Source organism: Bacteroidota bacterium (genome assembly GCA_039714315.1).
Taxonomy (GTDB): Bacteria; Bacteroidota; Bacteroidia; order Flavobacteriales; family JADGDT01; genus JADGDT01.
In genome coordinates this window covers 1-17,064 of record JBDLJM010000007.1, presented here as the reverse complement: position 1 = coordinate 17,064, position 17,064 = coordinate 1, and the positions used below count along the sequence as shown (strand labels likewise).

Annotated in this window: 16 protein-coding genes; 5 read left to right on the top strand and 11 right to left on the bottom strand. The window is 35.4% G+C overall.

Annotation, left to right across the window (positions count from 1 at the left end; all coding sequences use genetic code 11):
* Positions 1-73 precede the first annotated feature (73 nt).
* Complete coding sequence (locus tag ABFR62_01830) at positions 74-3,352, bottom strand: glycosyl hydrolase (protein ID MEN8137149.1); 3,279 nt, start codon at positions 3,350-3,352, stop codon at positions 74-76.
* Positions 3,353-3,508: 156 nt separating this feature from the next.
* Between ABFR62_01830 and ABFR62_01825 the strand changes: the two genes are divergently transcribed.
* Positions 3,509-4,357, top strand: coding sequence for a fructosamine kinase family protein (locus tag ABFR62_01825; GenBank protein MEN8137148.1), 849 nt, complete (start codon positions 3,509-3,511; stop codon positions 4,355-4,357).
* 77 nt (positions 4,358-4,434) lie between these two features.
* Here the strand turns inward: ABFR62_01825 and ABFR62_01820 are convergent, their stop codons facing one another.
* The 3 genes from ABFR62_01820 to ABFR62_01810 all read right to left on the bottom strand — a co-directional run bounded on the left by ABFR62_01820 (position 4,435) and on the right by ABFR62_01810 (position 6,709).
* A complete protein-coding gene (locus ABFR62_01820; protein MEN8137147.1) occupies positions 4,435-5,304 on the bottom strand; it encodes an N-acetylmuramoyl-L-alanine amidase-like domain-containing protein in 870 nt (289 codons plus the stop codon).
* 78 nt (positions 5,305-5,382) lie between these two features.
* Positions 5,383-5,991 carry a peptidoglycan recognition family protein gene (locus ABFR62_01815; GenBank protein ID MEN8137146.1) on the bottom strand — a complete coding sequence of 203 codons (609 nt, stop codon included), beginning with the start codon at positions 5,989-5,991 and terminating at the stop codon, positions 5,383-5,385.
* Between the two features lie 121 nt (positions 5,992-6,112).
* On the bottom strand, positions 6,113-6,709 hold the full coding sequence (locus tag ABFR62_01810) for a hypothetical protein (GenBank protein ID MEN8137145.1): 597 nt from the start codon (positions 6,707-6,709) through the stop codon (positions 6,113-6,115).
* An 828-nt stretch (positions 6,710-7,537) separates the two neighbouring features.
* On the opposite strand from ABFR62_01810, the gene ABFR62_01805 reads away from it, so the two are divergent.
* The gene (locus tag ABFR62_01805) at positions 7,538-8,005 is read left to right on the top strand and encodes a nuclear transport factor 2 family protein (protein ID MEN8137144.1); all 468 of its coding nucleotides are present in this window, start codon (positions 7,538-7,540) and stop codon (positions 8,003-8,005) included.
* Between the two features lie 2 nt (positions 8,006-8,007).
* Here the strand turns inward: ABFR62_01805 and ABFR62_01800 are convergent, their stop codons facing one another.
* The 3 genes from ABFR62_01800 to ABFR62_01790 all read right to left on the bottom strand — a co-directional run bounded on the left by ABFR62_01800 (position 8,008) and on the right by ABFR62_01790 (position 9,839).
* Positions 8,008-8,706, bottom strand: a complete 699-nt coding sequence (locus ABFR62_01800) for a methyltransferase (protein ID MEN8137143.1) — start codon at positions 8,704-8,706, stop codon at positions 8,008-8,010.
* Positions 8,707-8,784: 78 nt separating this feature from the next.
* Positions 8,785-9,306: a ribosome maturation factor RimM gene (gene rimM, locus ABFR62_01795; protein ID MEN8137142.1), complete on the bottom strand. Its 522-nt coding sequence runs from the start codon at positions 9,304-9,306 to the stop codon at positions 8,785-8,787.
* Positions 9,307-9,314: 8 nt separating this feature from the next.
* Positions 9,315-9,839 carry a 30S ribosomal protein S16 gene (locus ABFR62_01790; GenBank protein MEN8137141.1) on the bottom strand — a complete coding sequence of 175 codons (525 nt, stop codon included), beginning with the start codon at positions 9,837-9,839 and terminating at the stop codon, positions 9,315-9,317.
* Positions 9,840-10,025: 186 nt separating this feature from the next.
* On the opposite strand from ABFR62_01790, the gene ABFR62_01785 reads away from it, so the two are divergent.
* Positions 10,026-10,538, top strand: a complete 513-nt coding sequence (locus ABFR62_01785; GenBank protein ID MEN8137140.1) for a hydrolase — start codon at positions 10,026-10,028, stop codon at positions 10,536-10,538.
* A 65-nt stretch (positions 10,539-10,603) separates the two neighbouring features.
* Here ABFR62_01785 and ABFR62_01780 read toward each other — a convergent pair whose 3' ends face one another.
* The gene (locus ABFR62_01780; GenBank protein ID MEN8137139.1) at positions 10,604-11,290 is read right to left on the bottom strand and encodes a diphthine--ammonia ligase; all 687 of its coding nucleotides are present in this window, start codon (positions 11,288-11,290) and stop codon (positions 10,604-10,606) included.
* Between the two features lie 59 nt (positions 11,291-11,349).
* On the opposite strand from ABFR62_01780, the gene ABFR62_01775 reads away from it, so the two are divergent.
* Positions 11,350-12,039, top strand: a complete 690-nt coding sequence (locus tag ABFR62_01775) for an HD domain-containing protein (protein ID MEN8137138.1) — start codon at positions 11,350-11,352, stop codon at positions 12,037-12,039.
* A gap of 73 nt (positions 12,040-12,112) precedes the next feature.
* On the opposite strand, the gene ABFR62_01770 is transcribed toward ABFR62_01775, so the two are convergent.
* Positions 12,113-13,681, bottom strand: a complete 1,569-nt coding sequence (locus ABFR62_01770; protein ID MEN8137137.1) for an acyl-CoA carboxylase subunit beta — start codon at positions 13,679-13,681, stop codon at positions 12,113-12,115.
* 248 nt (positions 13,682-13,929) lie between these two features.
* Between ABFR62_01770 and ABFR62_01765 the strand changes: the two genes are divergently transcribed.
* On the top strand, positions 13,930-14,946 hold the full coding sequence (locus tag ABFR62_01765) for a glycosyltransferase (GenBank protein ID MEN8137136.1): 1,017 nt from the start codon (positions 13,930-13,932) through the stop codon (positions 14,944-14,946).
* 8 nt (positions 14,947-14,954) lie between these two features.
* On the opposite strand, the gene ABFR62_01760 is transcribed toward ABFR62_01765, so the two are convergent.
* Together ABFR62_01760 and ABFR62_01755 are read right to left on the bottom strand one after the other, a co-directional pair.
* Positions 14,955-16,013, bottom strand: a complete 1,059-nt coding sequence (locus tag ABFR62_01760; GenBank protein ID MEN8137135.1) for an ATP-binding protein — start codon at positions 16,011-16,013, stop codon at positions 14,955-14,957.
* Positions 16,014-16,016: 3 nt separating this feature from the next.
* The gene (locus tag ABFR62_01755) at positions 16,017-16,706 is read right to left on the bottom strand and encodes a response regulator transcription factor (protein ID MEN8137134.1); all 690 of its coding nucleotides are present in this window, start codon (positions 16,704-16,706) and stop codon (positions 16,017-16,019) included.
* Positions 16,707-17,064 lie beyond the last annotated feature (358 nt).

Sequence of the window (17,064 nt, the reverse complement as noted above, 5' to 3'; positions counted from 1 at the left end):
TTAAATTTTTATTAAAAAGGTGACAAATGTAACATGAAAATATTAACCGTATAAGAGTAAGCCCATTAAATATTTATTCCCATTTAGGAATTCTTCCGGGCGTATATGGAGCATTCATATTATCTAGTGTTTTACGTATTTCAGGAAGGGTTTTAGTTGATATCAACTGAATCTTAGATAATACCGGTGGATAATCTTCCTTCAAAATTTCTAAAGATGTTTTAGAAGTTTGTGTGATTGCCGAAGTGCTGTTTATCTGGCTCCAGATAATCGAATTAAGTCGATTATAAAGAGGCATTTGAGCAGGAGGAATCTCCTCCCAGCTGGCTTTGGCTTTAGCACCCTTAAATGCAAATAGAATTTCGTCCAGTTCTTTTTCCAGGTCATTGAGTTTTGGTATAAAATTTTCATGTGTACCCGGCATTGTCAGCACCGTTTGCTTTATCGATCTGAGTTCTTTCATCATAGTCTCAGTAATAGCTATAGCTCCAACCATGTTTTTGGATAAATCGTTAACATCTTTTAAAAATGCCAGCCTTTCGTCATTGTTGTCTGCCGGAAGCGTTGTGTTGTTTAACGATTTAACTTCAAAATTTTGAGATTCTCCAATAGCTATAGTCTTGTTGTTATGCACAAGTGCTACCTCTACACTATATGTACCTGGGAGTACGTAAATACTACCTGATTCCTTTTTATATGGGTCAAATTTTTCTCCCGATTGTATTGCATTTATTTTGTTGTGTTTTAAATCCCACGTTATACGGTTAAGTCCTTTGGATGCTTTTTTTGTAAAAGTGCGTATTGTAGAGCCATCCATATCATTAATAGAAACAAGCAGGTAAGGAGGTATTTCTTGTTTTTCCAATTCCTGTTCTCTAAAAGTAAGTTGAGGTATTGGATCTCCATTTTCAAACAGCTTTTTTTCTTTTTCTGATCTAATTTGTTTCTGGGTTTTAGGTACTTCTTTCATGAAATATGTAAAAGTAGCGCCATATTCCGGATTTTCAGCTCCAAAATATGTTGCTCCCTGACCATAAATTTTATCTGTTGGGATGTAGACATAAGCATCACGTACAGGATATAGTTGCCCCGATGTACTAAAAGTTTTTTCGCTTAATTTACGTAAGGGAGAATAGTCATCTAAAATATAAAAACCACGTCCAAATGAAGCCAGTACCAAATCTGATTCACGTTCCTGAATAGCAATATCGCGTATTGCAATAGTTGGAACCCCTGATTTTAATTGCACCCAGTTGTCTCCTCCGTCGATAGTGAAGAAGATTCCAAATTCGGTACCTGCGAAAAGCAGATTTTTATTTATATGATCCTGTGAAATTGTATGTACTGTACCGTTTTCAGGAAGTCCTTTTGATATAGCTTTCCAGCTTTTTCCTTGGTTTGTACTTTTTAAAATATATGGTTTAAAATCGTCTCGTTTGCTATTATCGAATGTGGCATATACAGTATTTTCGTCGAAACGGTCTGCAAGCAGGTCACTAACGTAAGTGTTTTCAGGAATACCGCGGAATGAACTTACTTTACGCCAATTTACTCCGGAATTTTCAGTAATCTGAATCAATCCGTCATCTGTACCTACATAAATTAAGTCCTCTTTCACAGGCGATTCATCTAAGGACACGATAGTTCCGTATTGCGAGGAGGAAACATCTTTTACAACAGCATCCGAGCTCCAGTATTTCCCCATTACGGGCCAGGTATTCCTGTCAATTTGTGCAGTTAAATCATCAGAGATCACATCCCATGTATTTCCTCGGTCATTGCTCCTGAAAAGTTTATTTGCTGCAATATAAAGTCTGCTTGATGAATGAGGACTGATAATTAAAGGAGCATTCCAGTTCCATCTGTATGTTAATTCTTCTTTTCTCGGTTGTGGTTTTATCATAATTTTTTCACCACTCTTTTTATCGTAACGAACTACATTTCCGTATTGCCATTCAGAATAAACAATATTTGGATCATTTGGATCACTGGCTGACCAAAATCCATCACCAAAAACAGTAACATACCATTCGCCTGAGGTTACTCCAAAGCTACTTATGTTACGAGACGGTCCGCCCAGTGTAGCATTATCCTGTGTTCCTCCATAGACATTGTAAAAAGGCCATTCGTTATCAACCGAAACACGGTAAAACTGTGTTACAGGCAAATTTGATATCTGACGCCAGTTGTTGCCGGCATCGTAAGTAATGTAAACCCCTCCGTCACCACCTATCATAAAGTGTTTATTGTCTTTAGGATTTATCCAAAGAGCATGGTCGTCAACATGTCTGTCTTTTGTGCTTAATTTTTCCCATGTTTTCCCTCCATCTTCGGTAAAATGTGAAAAAGTTTCAACGGAATAAATTTTGTCAAACTCAACAGGGTCGCAATATATTTCGTTATAGTATTGGCCACTCGCATGATGTGAACTCATTTTAGTCCACGATTCTCCACGATCGGCCGATCTGAAAAAACCTCCTGATTTATTTGCTGCCTCAATTATGGCATAAACAACGTCGGGATTCTGTGGAGAAATGGCAATTCCTATACCTCCCATATGTTCTTTTGGTAATCCACTATCTAATTTACGCCAATTTACTCCTGCATCTTCCGATTTATAGATTGCAGATTCCGGTCCTCCTCCAATTTTTGTGTGCACATGCCTGCGTCGCTGCTCGGCTGTTGCATAAAGAATATCCGGATTTCTCGGATCGCAAATAATGTTATTGATACCGGTGTTTTCGCTTATTTCAAGTACTTTTTTCCAGGTTTTCCCCCGGTCGGTTGTTTTGTACAGCCCTCTGTCTCCTCCCGGCCCCCAAACAGAACCTTCAGCGGCAACATAAACTGTATTTGAATTGCGGGGATCGATAAGAATCATTCCTATTTGTCGTGATTCTTTCAAACCCATATTTTTCCAGGTTTTTCCACCATCTAGAGTCAGGTATATACCATCTCCATAACCAAGGGCTCGTTGATGATTGTTCTCGCCCGTTCCCGCCCAAACAACGTTGGGGTTGTTATTGTCAATAGCCAAACAGCCTATACTATAGGCTCCGTATTTGTCGAAGACTGGTTCGAATGTGGTTCCGTTATTGGTAGTTTTCCATATATTGCCACTGGCAACTCCAATATAAAACTCTGAAGGATTTTTAGTGTTTACTGCAAAGTCTGCAATTCTGCCGGAAGTAAATGCCGGCCCAATGCTACGGAACTTTAGTCCGTTTATCAACTCACTTTTAATAGGGTAGTTGTTTTCTTTATTTTTATCCTGACCAATGGTTTGTGCGCTTGGTAAAAGCGTGATAATTATAAATAAACCAATCAGCTTTATTCGTAAAAAGGTTTGCATAATTATATATTTATATATGTGACACGTGAAGTTAAGATTTTATTTGGTATTGATGAAAATCATAAGCGTATTATTGTGAATGACATGGGAATATAAATCTAAAGAATTATTTTTGAGGTTATAACTATTAGGATTGGTATAATATTTTATTAGCAGATGTTTTTTAAAAAAAGATTAGAACAAAATTTATCGGAACACATCATTAGAATCACACCTCTTTCAGGAGGTGACATAAACGATGCCTATAAAATTGAAACTACTGACAATGTGTATGCCTTAAAGGTAAATAACAAAAGCGCATTCCCGGGGATGTTTGAAAAGGAAAAACGGGGCTTGGAGGCTATTTCGAAAAGTGGGGCAAGAGTACCTGAAGTTATTCTTACTTATATCGATGCCGAATACCAGTACCTGCTTATGGAATTCATCGAAGAGGGATTTTCGAATATGGATTTTTGGGAAAAGTTTGCCATCGGCCTTGCACGAATTCACAAAACTGCAGGAACGCAATTCGGTCTTGATTACGATAATTACATTGGCTCACTCCATCAGGATAATTCGCAGAAATCAACATGGGAAAGTTTTTTTATTGAGAACCGATTAATACCATTGGTAAAATCGGCATTTAACTATGGTACACTACAAAAAAAACACCTTCAATATTTCGAGAATTTCTATAAAAAGGTAAGTGAAATAGTTCCTCAGGAAAAGGCATCGCTTCTACATGGCGATTTATGGGGTGGGAATTTAATGAAAGGGAAGGGTAGTACTCCTGTTTTTATAGATCCCGCTATTTACTACGGACATAGGGAAATGGATATTGCCATGACACAAATGTTTGGTGGATTCAATAATAATTATTTTGGATATTATAATGAAGTCTTTCCTATGGCACCCGGATGGGAGGGAAGGATAGAAATCCACAATCTATACCCTAATTTGGTGCATCTAAACCTTTTTGGTTCCGGCTATTTAAAATCTATCGAAAATGTGATTAATCGATTTTGAGAACTAAATTTTGAGATTTGCGAATACCATAGTATAAAAGATGTAATTCTTCATAAACCCTGTTTGAAATTAAGTAATTATATTTCCCAAGGTAGAATAATCTTTTTGTTACTGTTAATTTCTTCTTTTATGCGTATAACAGAAATTCCAATATAGCGTTTATTGCTTTTCTCTTGTTTTACCCTTATCCATTCTGATATCTCTGTATCTATGGTTGACATGACACTGGTAGTAGCTTCCCTTATAACTTTTTCTCCGTTTTTTACCATCACCATCACCATATGAGCCGCAAAAATATCTTCTTTCTCTCTGTATATCAATACAGCTATATCACCTACCTCCAGCCTGTCTACTACTTTATGCAGTTCTTCTAATTTTATATAGTCGATATTAAGTTCTCTATCGTCTTTTACATAGTTAAGATTTAAGAATCCTTTTTTTGAGAAGAACTTTTTATGCGAAATATTACGTGTTACATTTGCGGTATATTCTTTCCCAACTTCTTTCGTTACATCTTTTAACAGCCAGTTGTTTTCCGGTAGCCAGTCGGCCATTGTATAGTGGTTACGTGATTTTATACCTATAATTCCATCATTGTATCTGATTTTCTGAAGGTTGTTGAAAAAATTATCCCAGGAATCTGAAATTGAGAGTGCAAGTACATGCTCACAAAGCGACATACAATTAGTTTTTTCCATATTAACCAGTGGCCATGGTTCGTATTGAGAATATGGTCCATCGCCAACACACTCTAAATCGTAGTCTGTATTAAGAAACATTTCGGAAAAGAAATTCATTTTTTCTTTAATTGTGATTGGTTTTTTTGCGGTTTCTGTCAACAAACTGTCAATACTACTTGTAGATAGAGTAGAAATTACGCTTTTCTCCTGGGCAAAAGAAAAAAGTACGATAAAGCTAAACTGTATAATTAGAATAATTTTTTTCATATGTATATTGTTTGTGTTTCGATAAACGTGTTACAAAAGTAGGAGGTAATAAATCAGATATGAGTTTCTGTTTAGTAATTATTTCCCCGCAAAATCAACCTCCTTCAATAAACTGCCATCCTCAAAATACTTGTATATATTTTTACCGGGGCAAACAGTTTGTGTAGAATAATCTTTATGGGCCTTTATGTCTTCTTGAGAAACCTTAAATTCAGCCTTTAAGTAAGCCAGAAGTTCTACGAGAGATTGTTTTTGCTTTTTGTTTAATTCCTGTATTTCATAATTCCCCATTACTTCTACAAGAGCGTGTCCGGCAGGATCGTACTCAGTGTTAGTATCACCGGGATAATTTATTGGTCTGCCTTCATAAATATTTCCATCAAGATCAATTACAAAATGATAAGGAAGGTCTATCCAATTTTTAGATTCCCTGCTCCATTTTTGAAGGTTTTGGATAGAAGCCACCGGATCTTTATCTTTTGTGAATTCAACTCCTCCATGATGTACTGTAATCTTTGTAATTTCTGATTGAAGTTTATCTTTCTCAAGAGGGATCCATCCCCATTCACTTCTCTTAATTATGGAAATATTTTCAGGGTATTTAAGTTCTGTTACCTCGAAGTTGTGTTGGCAGGCAACAGTAGTAAAAAAAAATAAACCAACTATATAGAATAATGTTTTCTTCATTTGATTCAAGTTTTTGATAAAGTAAAATTACAAATAATATGCCTTTGTTTTTATTAGGGTATAAGAAAAAAAAACTCCTGATGGTTGTCAGGAGTTTTTGAACATTATTTAAATAATGCCATTATATTTTTTGGGCTTCATTTTTCTGATTAAACGATTCAACCCGTTCGGTTGAAACCTTATTTATAAATTCGTCTATCTCGTATAACGATGACATAACTATTACTATTCCATCCGATTCAACTCCTTTTGCCTGTGAGTCGGTTAATATTCCCGTTTTTACCATTAGCAGATAGTGTACAACATTGTTACGTGTGAAAACATTAAATTCAAAGTATGGTTTTATATCGTTGTCAAACCTCAAATCTCCATAGTCGAAATAACCCCTTATTTTTATAGGTTTAACATTGATTTTTTTAGTAAAACGTTTCAATTTTTTGTCTTTTGTATAATCAGACAAATACATGTATTTTTCCCTGGCTATCTCCAGGTTTTCCAGAAAGGTTTTGTGATCCTTTTTATCTATTATAATACCTCCATTATCCGATAGCTGATCTACGGACCATCCGTTAATGTGCAAATTATAATCATCGGCTTTTTGTATTATACCAATGTCGAATTTCTTCCCCAGATAGTCTACCTTATATGTGCTTAGTTTCTTCTGGGCGAAAAGTCCAATAGAATAAAATAGAAACAGAGCGGTAAGGATATTCTTCATAATTATTATTGTTTTAATCTTCAAAATTATTTGGGTAATATAATCTAAAAAACTGTCTGGAAATAGGTTTTATGTTGTAGTGTGATTAGAAATCCGGTGTTTTTTTAATAAAAACCCTCTTGATGTATCTTGCTGGTTATCAATGTAAAGCAGTAGTATTGGCCGATTTAAACTCAATGGAGTACAAGTGTAGGGAATATTACCAACAAACAGTGTCGGGAAGTTCTTATACTAAAATGTCTAAAGTGTATTTTTTGCTTTAGTTTTGTTATTATTTTTCGCTTATTTCAATAAAAAAACTCCGCTGCATATATTATGCACGGAGTTTGTAAAATGTATTAGTTACGCTTTATTTCGACAGGTCTACTATATATGTGTACAGGTAATCGCCATGTATATTTGTAAAATATTTTCATATGTATATAATTTTATGTTTAGGTCATATGTTATCCCCTCTATATTCATCACACTTGGTGTAAACCCGGTGTTCATGGGGATTTCATATGTATATAATTTTATGTTTTGGTCATACCTGCCTGACTGCATCACGCAGGCAGGTGTTATCCCCATTATATTCATCCAGTTTGGTGTAAACCCGGTGTTCATGGGGATTTCATAGTTACTTTTTCTAAATCATTTTTCTATATTAACCTAATTTCATAAAAAGGGATTAATTCCTAATATTACAAATGGAACAAAATAATTGTTTTTTTTAGACTAAAAAATAATAATAATTTTTAGATAAATAGTTCTTCATGAAATTGTCATAATTTAGAGGTAAGACCAACAAACTTTTTCATTAACTTTATCAAGCTAAAACACTTAACTATGAGCAATAAAAAACTAATAGCTAGGTTTTTTGAGGGCTTTAAGCAACGCGATTTGGGTAAGATGTTGAGTTGCTATCACGAAGATATAATATTCAGTGATCCCGCCTTTGGGATACTTAGAAGAAACAGGGTCAGAGCTATGTGGAAGATGCTCTGCGAGAGTGCAGGAGATTTACAGATCGAATATTCTTCGATAGATGCTGATGAACAAGGAGGTAAAGCCAAGTGGGAGGCATGGTACACATTTTCGGAAACGGACCGAGAGGTACATAATAAAATTAAATCGGAGTTTAAATTTAAGGACGGTTTAATAATAGAGCACCATGATAGCTTTGTTCTTCGTAAATGGGCCGGACAAGCATTCGGTCTTAGAGGGAAGGTAATAGGAGGTACCTCGTTTTTCCGCAAACGTATTCACGGTTATACAAAAAAACTTCTTACGCAGTATGTAGGTAAGAAAAAGTAATGTTACATTTTTAAATAGAAGTCTTTAGTAAGGTCTATATAATCCTGGGTGTAAATATGTCTTGATATTTCTATGGTCAATAAATTTTCCATGCAGATATTTTTCTGAAAATTTAATTCGATCAAACTGCGTTTAACAGGTGAATTGCCATTCCCTTTTACACGTGTAATTCTATTTGGATAGAGTTTCTTTTGTTCTGCGAGTTGCAAAAATTCTTTTTCGGAATCGTTAGGAATGATGAAGCTTGCCTTGCCGTTACTGTCAAGGTTCACAGAGGTAAATGTTAATAACTCTGAATAGTTCAAACTATCAGTATGTCTGGCTAAATTCCTGTTTTCATTCGGAGTTTTATGAGAGTTATTGAAGAACGGCGGGTTACTTACGATCAGGTCAAATTTATTTTTTGGACTGAAGTTTTGCAGGCTTGAGTGTTCTATCTTAAGACGATTATTCCATTTAGAATTGTTGAAGTTTTCACCTGTCTGTATATAGGCATTTTCCTCTATCTCTATTGCAGTAATGTATGCTTTACTCCTTTGAGCGAGCATAAGAGAAATAAGTCCGGTTCCGCTTCCAATGTCAAGTGCGTTTACTGAATTGCTTACATTGGTCCATGCTCCCAGAAGTACACCATCAGTACCTACTTTCATAGATGTTTTATCCTGATGTATTTCAAATTGTTTGAAACGGAAAGTAGACATTTTGGTTATTTGCTTATTGCTATCCTGTTTATACGTTTATTTGTTTATTGAAAACAAGCAAATAAACGCATAAATATTTTACAAGTAAAGATCCAATAAACCATCAGGTGTTTCTATCTCAACTATGTGTTTCTCTTTATCAACTTTATTGACCATATGATCCATTGGGATCATTATTTCAATGCCATCGTGATCAACAATAAGAAGTTTTTGAGCAGAGCTGTCGTCTACTAATTTTACAACTCCAATACTTCCATGTTTTGCATCTACTACATCATAACCGACAATTTCGTGATAATAGTATGCATCTTCGTCCAGCTCAGGAAGAAAGTCTAAAGGAAGAAATAGTTCCGATTTCATAATTCTATCGGCCTCTTCTTCTGTATCCACACCTTCAAAATGAACTTTCATGAATCCTTTGTTCGTAAAGCTACTGCGTTCAAAAAAATAAGGAACCAAATCTTCCCCTTGAGCGAGAAAGATTGATTCCATATTTTCGTATTGTTCGGGTACATCAGTATCTAATTTGATAATAACATCACCCTTGAACCCATGCTTTCGGACGATCCACCCTACTAAAAAGCAATCCTCTTTAAGCATAAAATACTTTATTCTGCAGCTTCCTCTGTTCCTTCAGCAGCCGGAGCTTCCTCTGCAGGAGTCTCTTCAACAACAGGAGCATTTTTAGCAGCAATTTCTTCAGCACGTTTAGCGTTTACTTCTTTCTCTTTTGCTAGAGCTTCAGCTTTAGCATCAGAAGAAGCTTTAGCGATAGCGTCAGCGTTTCCTGAAAGTTTAGCTTCTTTTTCTTTTAACCAAGCTTCGAATTTAGCTTCAACTTGTTCTTCAGTTAAAGCACCTTTTCTAGCTCCTTCCAATAAGTGTTTTTTAAGCAATACACCTTTGTAAGAAAGGATTCTTTTTGCAGTATCTGAAGGCTCAGCACCTTTCATCATCCAGTTAACAGCAGAATCGAAGTCCAATTCAATTGTTGCAGGATTTGTAATAGGGTTGTAAATTCCCAATTTTTCGATGTAACGACCGTCACGCTTAGATCTTGTATCTGCTACTACGATGTGGTAAAATGGACGAGCTTTACGTCCGTGTCTTTGCAATCTAATTCTAGTTGCCATAATTTATAATTATTAGTGGGTACTCGACCCTGTTAATGAGGTGCACGACCTCTGATTAATTATTTGCTTTACCTTACCCGAAGGAAAGCGGGTGCAAAGATAATCTTTTTTTTGAAATACAATACTTAATAATGAGGTGTATAGCAGATTGTTATGCGTTTTTGTTAACTTTATAGAAAAATAGTCATGTATAAAGTAAATGAACTTCCTAAAATGAACACGGATAATTCAGAAACAGGGTGTTGCCCTAAGTTTAACCCTGAGCCATGGAAGGATGAAAAGCTTGAATTTGACGATAAACTATTCGTAAAGGCAAAAACAACAAATTTTTTACATGTTCCATTAAATATGGGGTCTGTTATGACTAAGGTGATGGGGGCAATTCAAAATTCTAAATCTGAATTAAATGATGGCTACTTCATGCTCTCGGATGATTCATCGCTATGGCGGGGAGAGCATTATATTGCAGTTTCGAAAGAGGTTCCGGATTACACAAACCTAAGATTGTCGGGGAAATTTTTAACCAGAACTTTTGAAGGTCCGTATAATAATGCCGGTCGGTGGAGGAAGGAGATGAAGAATTATGTTTCTTCTAAAGGAAAAAATCTCAGGAAAATATATTTTTTTTATACCACATGTCCGAAATGTGCAAAACATTATGGAGAGAACCATGTTGTTGGAGTTGCAGAGGTAGATTAATACCAAATTCCTTTCGAAGAGTATTTATGGCACATCAAGCGAATAAAATAATTGATATCAGGATATTATCTTAATTCGGTATACCAGAATTCGTTATCGATACCCTCATCAGTATCGTATTTTTTTAGGATAGTAGCACCAATATTAATATCGATTGGGTTAGAAAATATTGGGCCGTCAATTACAAAAGAATGGAATTCACCGTTTTCGCCACAGGGATCAACATTCTCAGGTAAAGAATTAATAAAATCGTGGTCAATCATTCTACCGCAAAAAGATTTGTCCAGCAGTCTAGCATTTGCGCTGACAATTACGGCTTTAAAACCTGAATCTATAAAATCTTTTACTAATTGTAATGTGTCATATTTCCAAATAGGAAAGTGAGCTTTCATATCAATAGCAGAGAGTTGATTTTCTCTGTACCGACGCAAATCCTCAAGGAAAATATCTCCAAAAACAGCTTTGTCTATTTTCTGAGATTTGGCGAAATTCATTTCTTCTGCCATAATTTGGTTATAAGCCTCCATGGATGTACTTTCCGGCAAGTATATTTTTCTTAAAGGAATACCTATGCTTTCAGCTTGTTGGTCAAGCAGGTTTTCCGAAACACCATGCATGCTTATGCGTTTATGTTCGGAGCTCATTGAAGTTAATAAGTAGCTTATGTCTAGTTTGTTGTCTTGAAGTACCTTCCAAAGAGCAAAAGAAGAATCTTTACCTCCGCTCCAATTAAATATTGCATTTTTCTGCATAAAAATCATTTTTTTTAAGGCAACGAATATACTATTTTTGTCAAAATTATTTAGATAAAATGGAGAAGCAAGAAACTTTGGGTAAATCCATTAAAATGGATAAACAGGAAATTCTGGATAAAACCCGGGACTATATAAAGGAAGAACTTAGCGGTGATGGCACAGGGCATGATTGGTGGCATATACACAGAGTGACAAAAGTTGCGATGCAAATAGGATGCAAGGAAGGAGCTGATTTATTTATTGTTGAGTTAGGAGCAATGCTTCATGATTTGGGGGATTTTAAGTTCCATAATGGAGATACAAGTGTTGGTCCAAAAATGGTTTCTGATTGGTTGCATAATATTGGAGCTGATGAGGAAACGATAGACAAAGTTGTTCAAATAGTACATGAGATATCATATAAAGGAGCAAATGTAGAAACTCCTATGAGTACTCTTGAAGGAAAGATTGTTCAGGATGCTGATAGGTTGGATGCTATTGGGGCAATAGGTATTGCAAGAACATTTGCTTATGGAGGAAGTAAAGGGCGTGAGATTCATAATCCTGAAGTAAAGCCCGAAGCACACGATAGTTTTGAAGATTATAAGAATTCATTAGCACCAACAATAAATCATTTTTACGAAAAGCTGTTGCTGCTCAAGAAAAGAATGAATACGAAATCAGCTAAAAAAATGGCACAAAAGCGCCATGATTTTATGAAAGTTTACCTGGACCAATTTTTCGCTGAGTGGGAAGGGGAGAGGTAAAAGGTAAAAGGTAAAAGGTGAAATCTATATTATTCACTTAGTTATTTAAAATACACAGTGAATAATATAGATTTTACAGTGGAATATTACCATGCTTCTTTTTAGGAAGTTTGGCAACTTTGTTCTCAAGCATTTTAAACGCCCTGATTAATTTTTCTCTGGTGTCTTCCGGTTTAATAACTTCATCTATATACCCTCTTGTAGCAGCATTGTATGGATTAGCGAACAATTCGGAGTATTCATCCTCTTTTTTCTTCCATGTAGCTTCCGGATTATCTGAATTGGCAATATCATGTCTGAAAATAATCTCTGCAGCACCTTTAGCTCCCATTACAGCAATTTCGGCTGTAGGCCAGGCATAATTCATATCAGCACCAATATGTTTTGAGTTCATTACATCGTAAGCTCCCCCATAAGCCTTTCTTGTAATTACTGTTATTCGTGGTACCGTAGCTTCGCTGAACGCATAAAGTAGTTTTGCCCCATTCGATATTATTGCATTCCATTCCTGGTCAGTACCCGGTAAAAATCCCGGTACATCCTCAAATACCAGAAGGGGAATATTAAAAGCATCGCAAAATCTAACAAAACGAGCAGCTTTATTAGAGGAATCAATATCTAATACTCCGGCCAGAAACATTGGTTGATTTGCTACAATACCGATTGACCTACCTGCTAACCGGGCAAATCCGATTACAATATTTTGAGCGAAATCCTTTTGTAATTCAAAGAAGCTGTCGTAATCAATTGTTTCCTTTATGACACTTTTCATGTCGTAGGGGTGGTTTGTGTTTTCCGGTATGATTGAACTTAACTTTTTTCTTTTCTCGTTTTTACGAAGTTTATAGGGTTGCATAGGAACTTCATCCTCACAGTTTTGTGGAATATAACTAAGTAGGATTTTTATACCTTTTATTAATTCCAGTTCATTTTCGTAAGTAAGATGAGTAACTCCCGACTTGGTAGCATGGGCTTTAGCACCTCCGAGTTCTTCTGCAGTGATATCTTCGTGAGTAACTGTTTTAACTACGTTGGGACCGGTAATAAACATGTATGATGATTGTTCGGTCATCATGATAAAGTCTGTCAATGCCGGTGAATAAACTGCACCACCGGCACAGGGTCCCATAATTGCTGATATTTGTGGGATAACACCACTTGCCAGAGTGTTTCTGTAGAAAATATCGGCATATCCCGCTAAAGAAACCACACCTTCCTGAATTCTTGCTCCTCCTGAATCATTTAGCCCTATCACCGGGGCACCGTTCTCCATGGCGAGATCCATTATTTTAACTATCTTCTCCGCATGAGCTTCGGCTAATGATCCTCCTAACACAGTGAAATCCTGAGCGAAAGCATAAACTAAACGACCTCCAATTGTTCCATAGCCCGTTACAACTCCATCGCCATATATTTTTTGCTTATCGAGGCCAAAGTTAGTAGAACGATGAGTTACCAGTCTTCCAATCTCTTCGAAAGATCCTTCGTCTAATAAGAAATGTATTCTTTCTCTTGCGGTTAATTTTCCTTTTGAATGTTGATTCTGTATTCTTTTATTACCACCGCCTTCAAGAGCTTTAGCCTTTTTTTCTTCCAGTATTTGAACTTTTGATTTTTTAGGAGTATCGTTTAATGAATCCATTATACCTATGTTGGGTTTAAGCATTAAATATATTAAAATTTAATCCGTTATGTAAATTCAAACAGATAAAAAGCAGCTATGTTGATGAGTGTAATTTCTTTCTTTTAAATTACCTTTAAAAGAAAGGTAATTATCACATGTTATTACAGTGTGTTAATAAATATATTTGATTATCAGCTTGTTTTATTAATTCATTAGTTATATTTTTAGTAATGAAATAGATAATAAAGTATTTATTTCACCTTAAAATGAGCAATGCAAAGAATATTTTGATCGCGCCCTTAAATTGGGGGCTGGGTCATGCTAGCAGGTGTATTCCACTTATAAGGCAGCATATTGAGCAGGGGAATCGGGTTATAATAGCTTCTGACGGAGAATCACTATTACTATTGCAAAAGGAGTTTCCTGAGCTTGAAAGTGTAGAGTTACCATCGTATGGGATTAATTATCCCCGTGGCAGACAACTTATTTGGCATCTCCTAAAAATGACAAATAGGATATTACAAACCATTAATGCTGAGAATGAAGTTCTGGAAGAACTGATGGAGAAATATAAGCTCGATCTGGTTATTTCGGATAATCGGTTAGGGATGTACCATAAAGGAGTTCTTTCGGTTTATCTTACCCACCAGACTAATATTCAGGCCGGTAAATTTTCGAAAATAGCAAATAAAGTTCATCATTATTATATGAAACGCTTCAATGAAATTTGGATTCCTGATTACGAATCCGACTTATCATTGGCAGGAGAATTGTCCGATTATTCAGGAGGTCAGATAGTTAGGTATATAGGGCCTTTGAGTAGGTTTATGTGTAATAAAAGTATTAAAGAAAAAGATAAATTGCTGATATTGCTGACAGGACCGGAACCCCAGCGCAGTTTATTTCAGGAGATCATTTATTCACAATTATCTGACGTAAAAAAAGAAGTGACCATTGTACTAGGAATAGTGGAAGGTAATATGACTGTAGATAAAAAAGACAATATTACGGTTTACAATTATATGCCGGCAGCAGAACTGGAAAAAGAAATGATGGAAAGCTCTCTGGTTATCTCAAGGTCAGGATACTCCACAATAATGGATTTATTTGCACTTAAAAAGAAAGCATTTTTTATTCCAACACCTGGTCAGACAGAACAAGAGTATTTGGCAAGATTCCTTGAGGAAAAGAAAATATGTAATTATTCCTATCAGGAATCGTTTAGATTAATCGACGTATTTGCCAAATCGGAAAATTATAGTGGTTTTATGTCTATAGACTAAAAAATCGCTTAAGTGTGGTATGGTAATGTGAAAGAAAAAGTAGAGCCTTCAGTAAGATTGCTTTCTACATATATTTTCTCGTTATGTGCCTCAAGAATATGTTTTACTATCGCCAATCCTAAGCCCGATCCACCTTCTTCTCTCGATCTGTGACGGTCGATTCTGTAAAAACGTTCAAATATTCTGTTTAGATGTATTGTTTTCATCCCTTCGCCATCATCTTTTATAGAGGTTAGAATTTTATTCTTTTGATATCTGAAACTTATAATTGTTTCACCTCCTTCTTTACCGTATTTGATAGAGTTTGAAATAAGATTTAACAATACCTGACTAATTTTTTCCTTATCGCCATATACCATTACAGGCGAATCTATTTTATTGTCGATATGTAAAGTGATATTTTTTCTTTTACTCTTTATTTCCAACAACTCAATGGTTGATTGAGCTAATTCATCTATAGCAAACTGATTTTCTTCTAAACCGTGATCACCGGTTTCTAATTTTGTTATTAAGTCGAGGTCTTTGGTAATATTTATTAGCCTTTGTACTCCTATGTTGGCGCGTTCGAGGTATTTTTCCAGTAATTCTTCTTCTTCTGCTGCTCCATCCTGAAGGGTTTCTATATATCCCTGAACGGTAAATAACGGTGTTTTTAATTCATGGGCAAGATTTCCAATGAATTCTCGCCTGAAATTTTCCTGAGCTTGTAAAGTTTCTATCTCAAGTCTCTTGGTTTCGGCAAATTTGATAACTTCTTTACTCAGCGTTTCTATATCGGTGGTGATCCTTTTTCTGTCGACATCTTTAATATCCAATATAGAAACGTTATCATAAATGATGTTTATTTTACGGTAGATGTATTTTTCGACTCTATATCGTATTATGAAAAATAACCCTATAAAAGAAACTATAGATGCATAAATTATGGAGTTTAAGTGGAATACATCACCATCGCTATATTCAAAAGCCGATATTATTAAAATATTGAAGGCGGTAAGTATGCTCGCCAGTTTTAGGGAGAATTTATATGGCCTGTTAAAATAAGTGCCCTCTCTGTTTTCGCTCATAAATTATATTTCCATTTTATAGCCAACACCTTTAACGGTTTTAAAGTATTGATCGCCTATCTTTTCTCTTAATTTTCTGATGTGTACATCGATTGTTCTGCCTCCAACAACTACTTCGTGTCCCCAAACTTTGTCCAGAATTTCTTCTCTTTTGAAAACTTTTCCGGGGCGGGAGCTAAGTAAAGACAGTAATTCGAATTCTTTGCGTGGAAGTAGCATAACTTCATCATCCTTGAAAACTTTATACTCGTCTCTGTCAATTTTTATAGGTCCGACTTCAACAATATTTCCTGTTATAACATTTGTTTCAACTGAAATTCTTCTTAGTAAAGCATTAATTTTACTTACCAGAACTCTCGGTTTAATAGGTTTTGTTATATAGTCATCAGCACCCGCCTCATAACCCGCCAATTGGGAATAATCTTCTCCTCGTGCGGTTAGAAAAGTAATGAGAACATTTTCGAGTTGAGGTATGTTTCTGATGTTTTCGCATGTTTCAATACCATCCATTTCAGGCATCATAACATCGAGAATAATTAATTGAGGAAGGTACTTCCTGGCCTTCTCGAGTCCTTCAACTCCATTCTTGGCGCTAACAACTTTGTATCCTTCTTTTTTCAGGTTGTAACCGATGATTTCGATAATATCCTGCTCATCATCAACTAATAATATTGTAATATCTTCTTTTTTCATCTTATATAAAGTAGGCGTTTTTTTTTGATTTTATAGTTCAAAAGTAGAGATAATTATTGATTTTCAATACTCTTTACAATCTTTTAAAGTTAGTAACATATGGTTAACCTGCAGTTTGCGACAAATTAACACCTTAACTTTTTAATGAACTTTATTTTACAGAATTCTAATTTTCATATGTATATAATTTAATATTTCGGTCATATGTTATCCCCATTTATATTCATCACACTTGGTGTACGCCCGGTGTTCATGGGGATTTCATATGTTAATAATTTTATGTTTTGGCCATCACGCTTAATGCGTGACAGGAAATGGTGTTCGAAAGACAAAATTTTTTTATTCCCCTGTGAGTCAA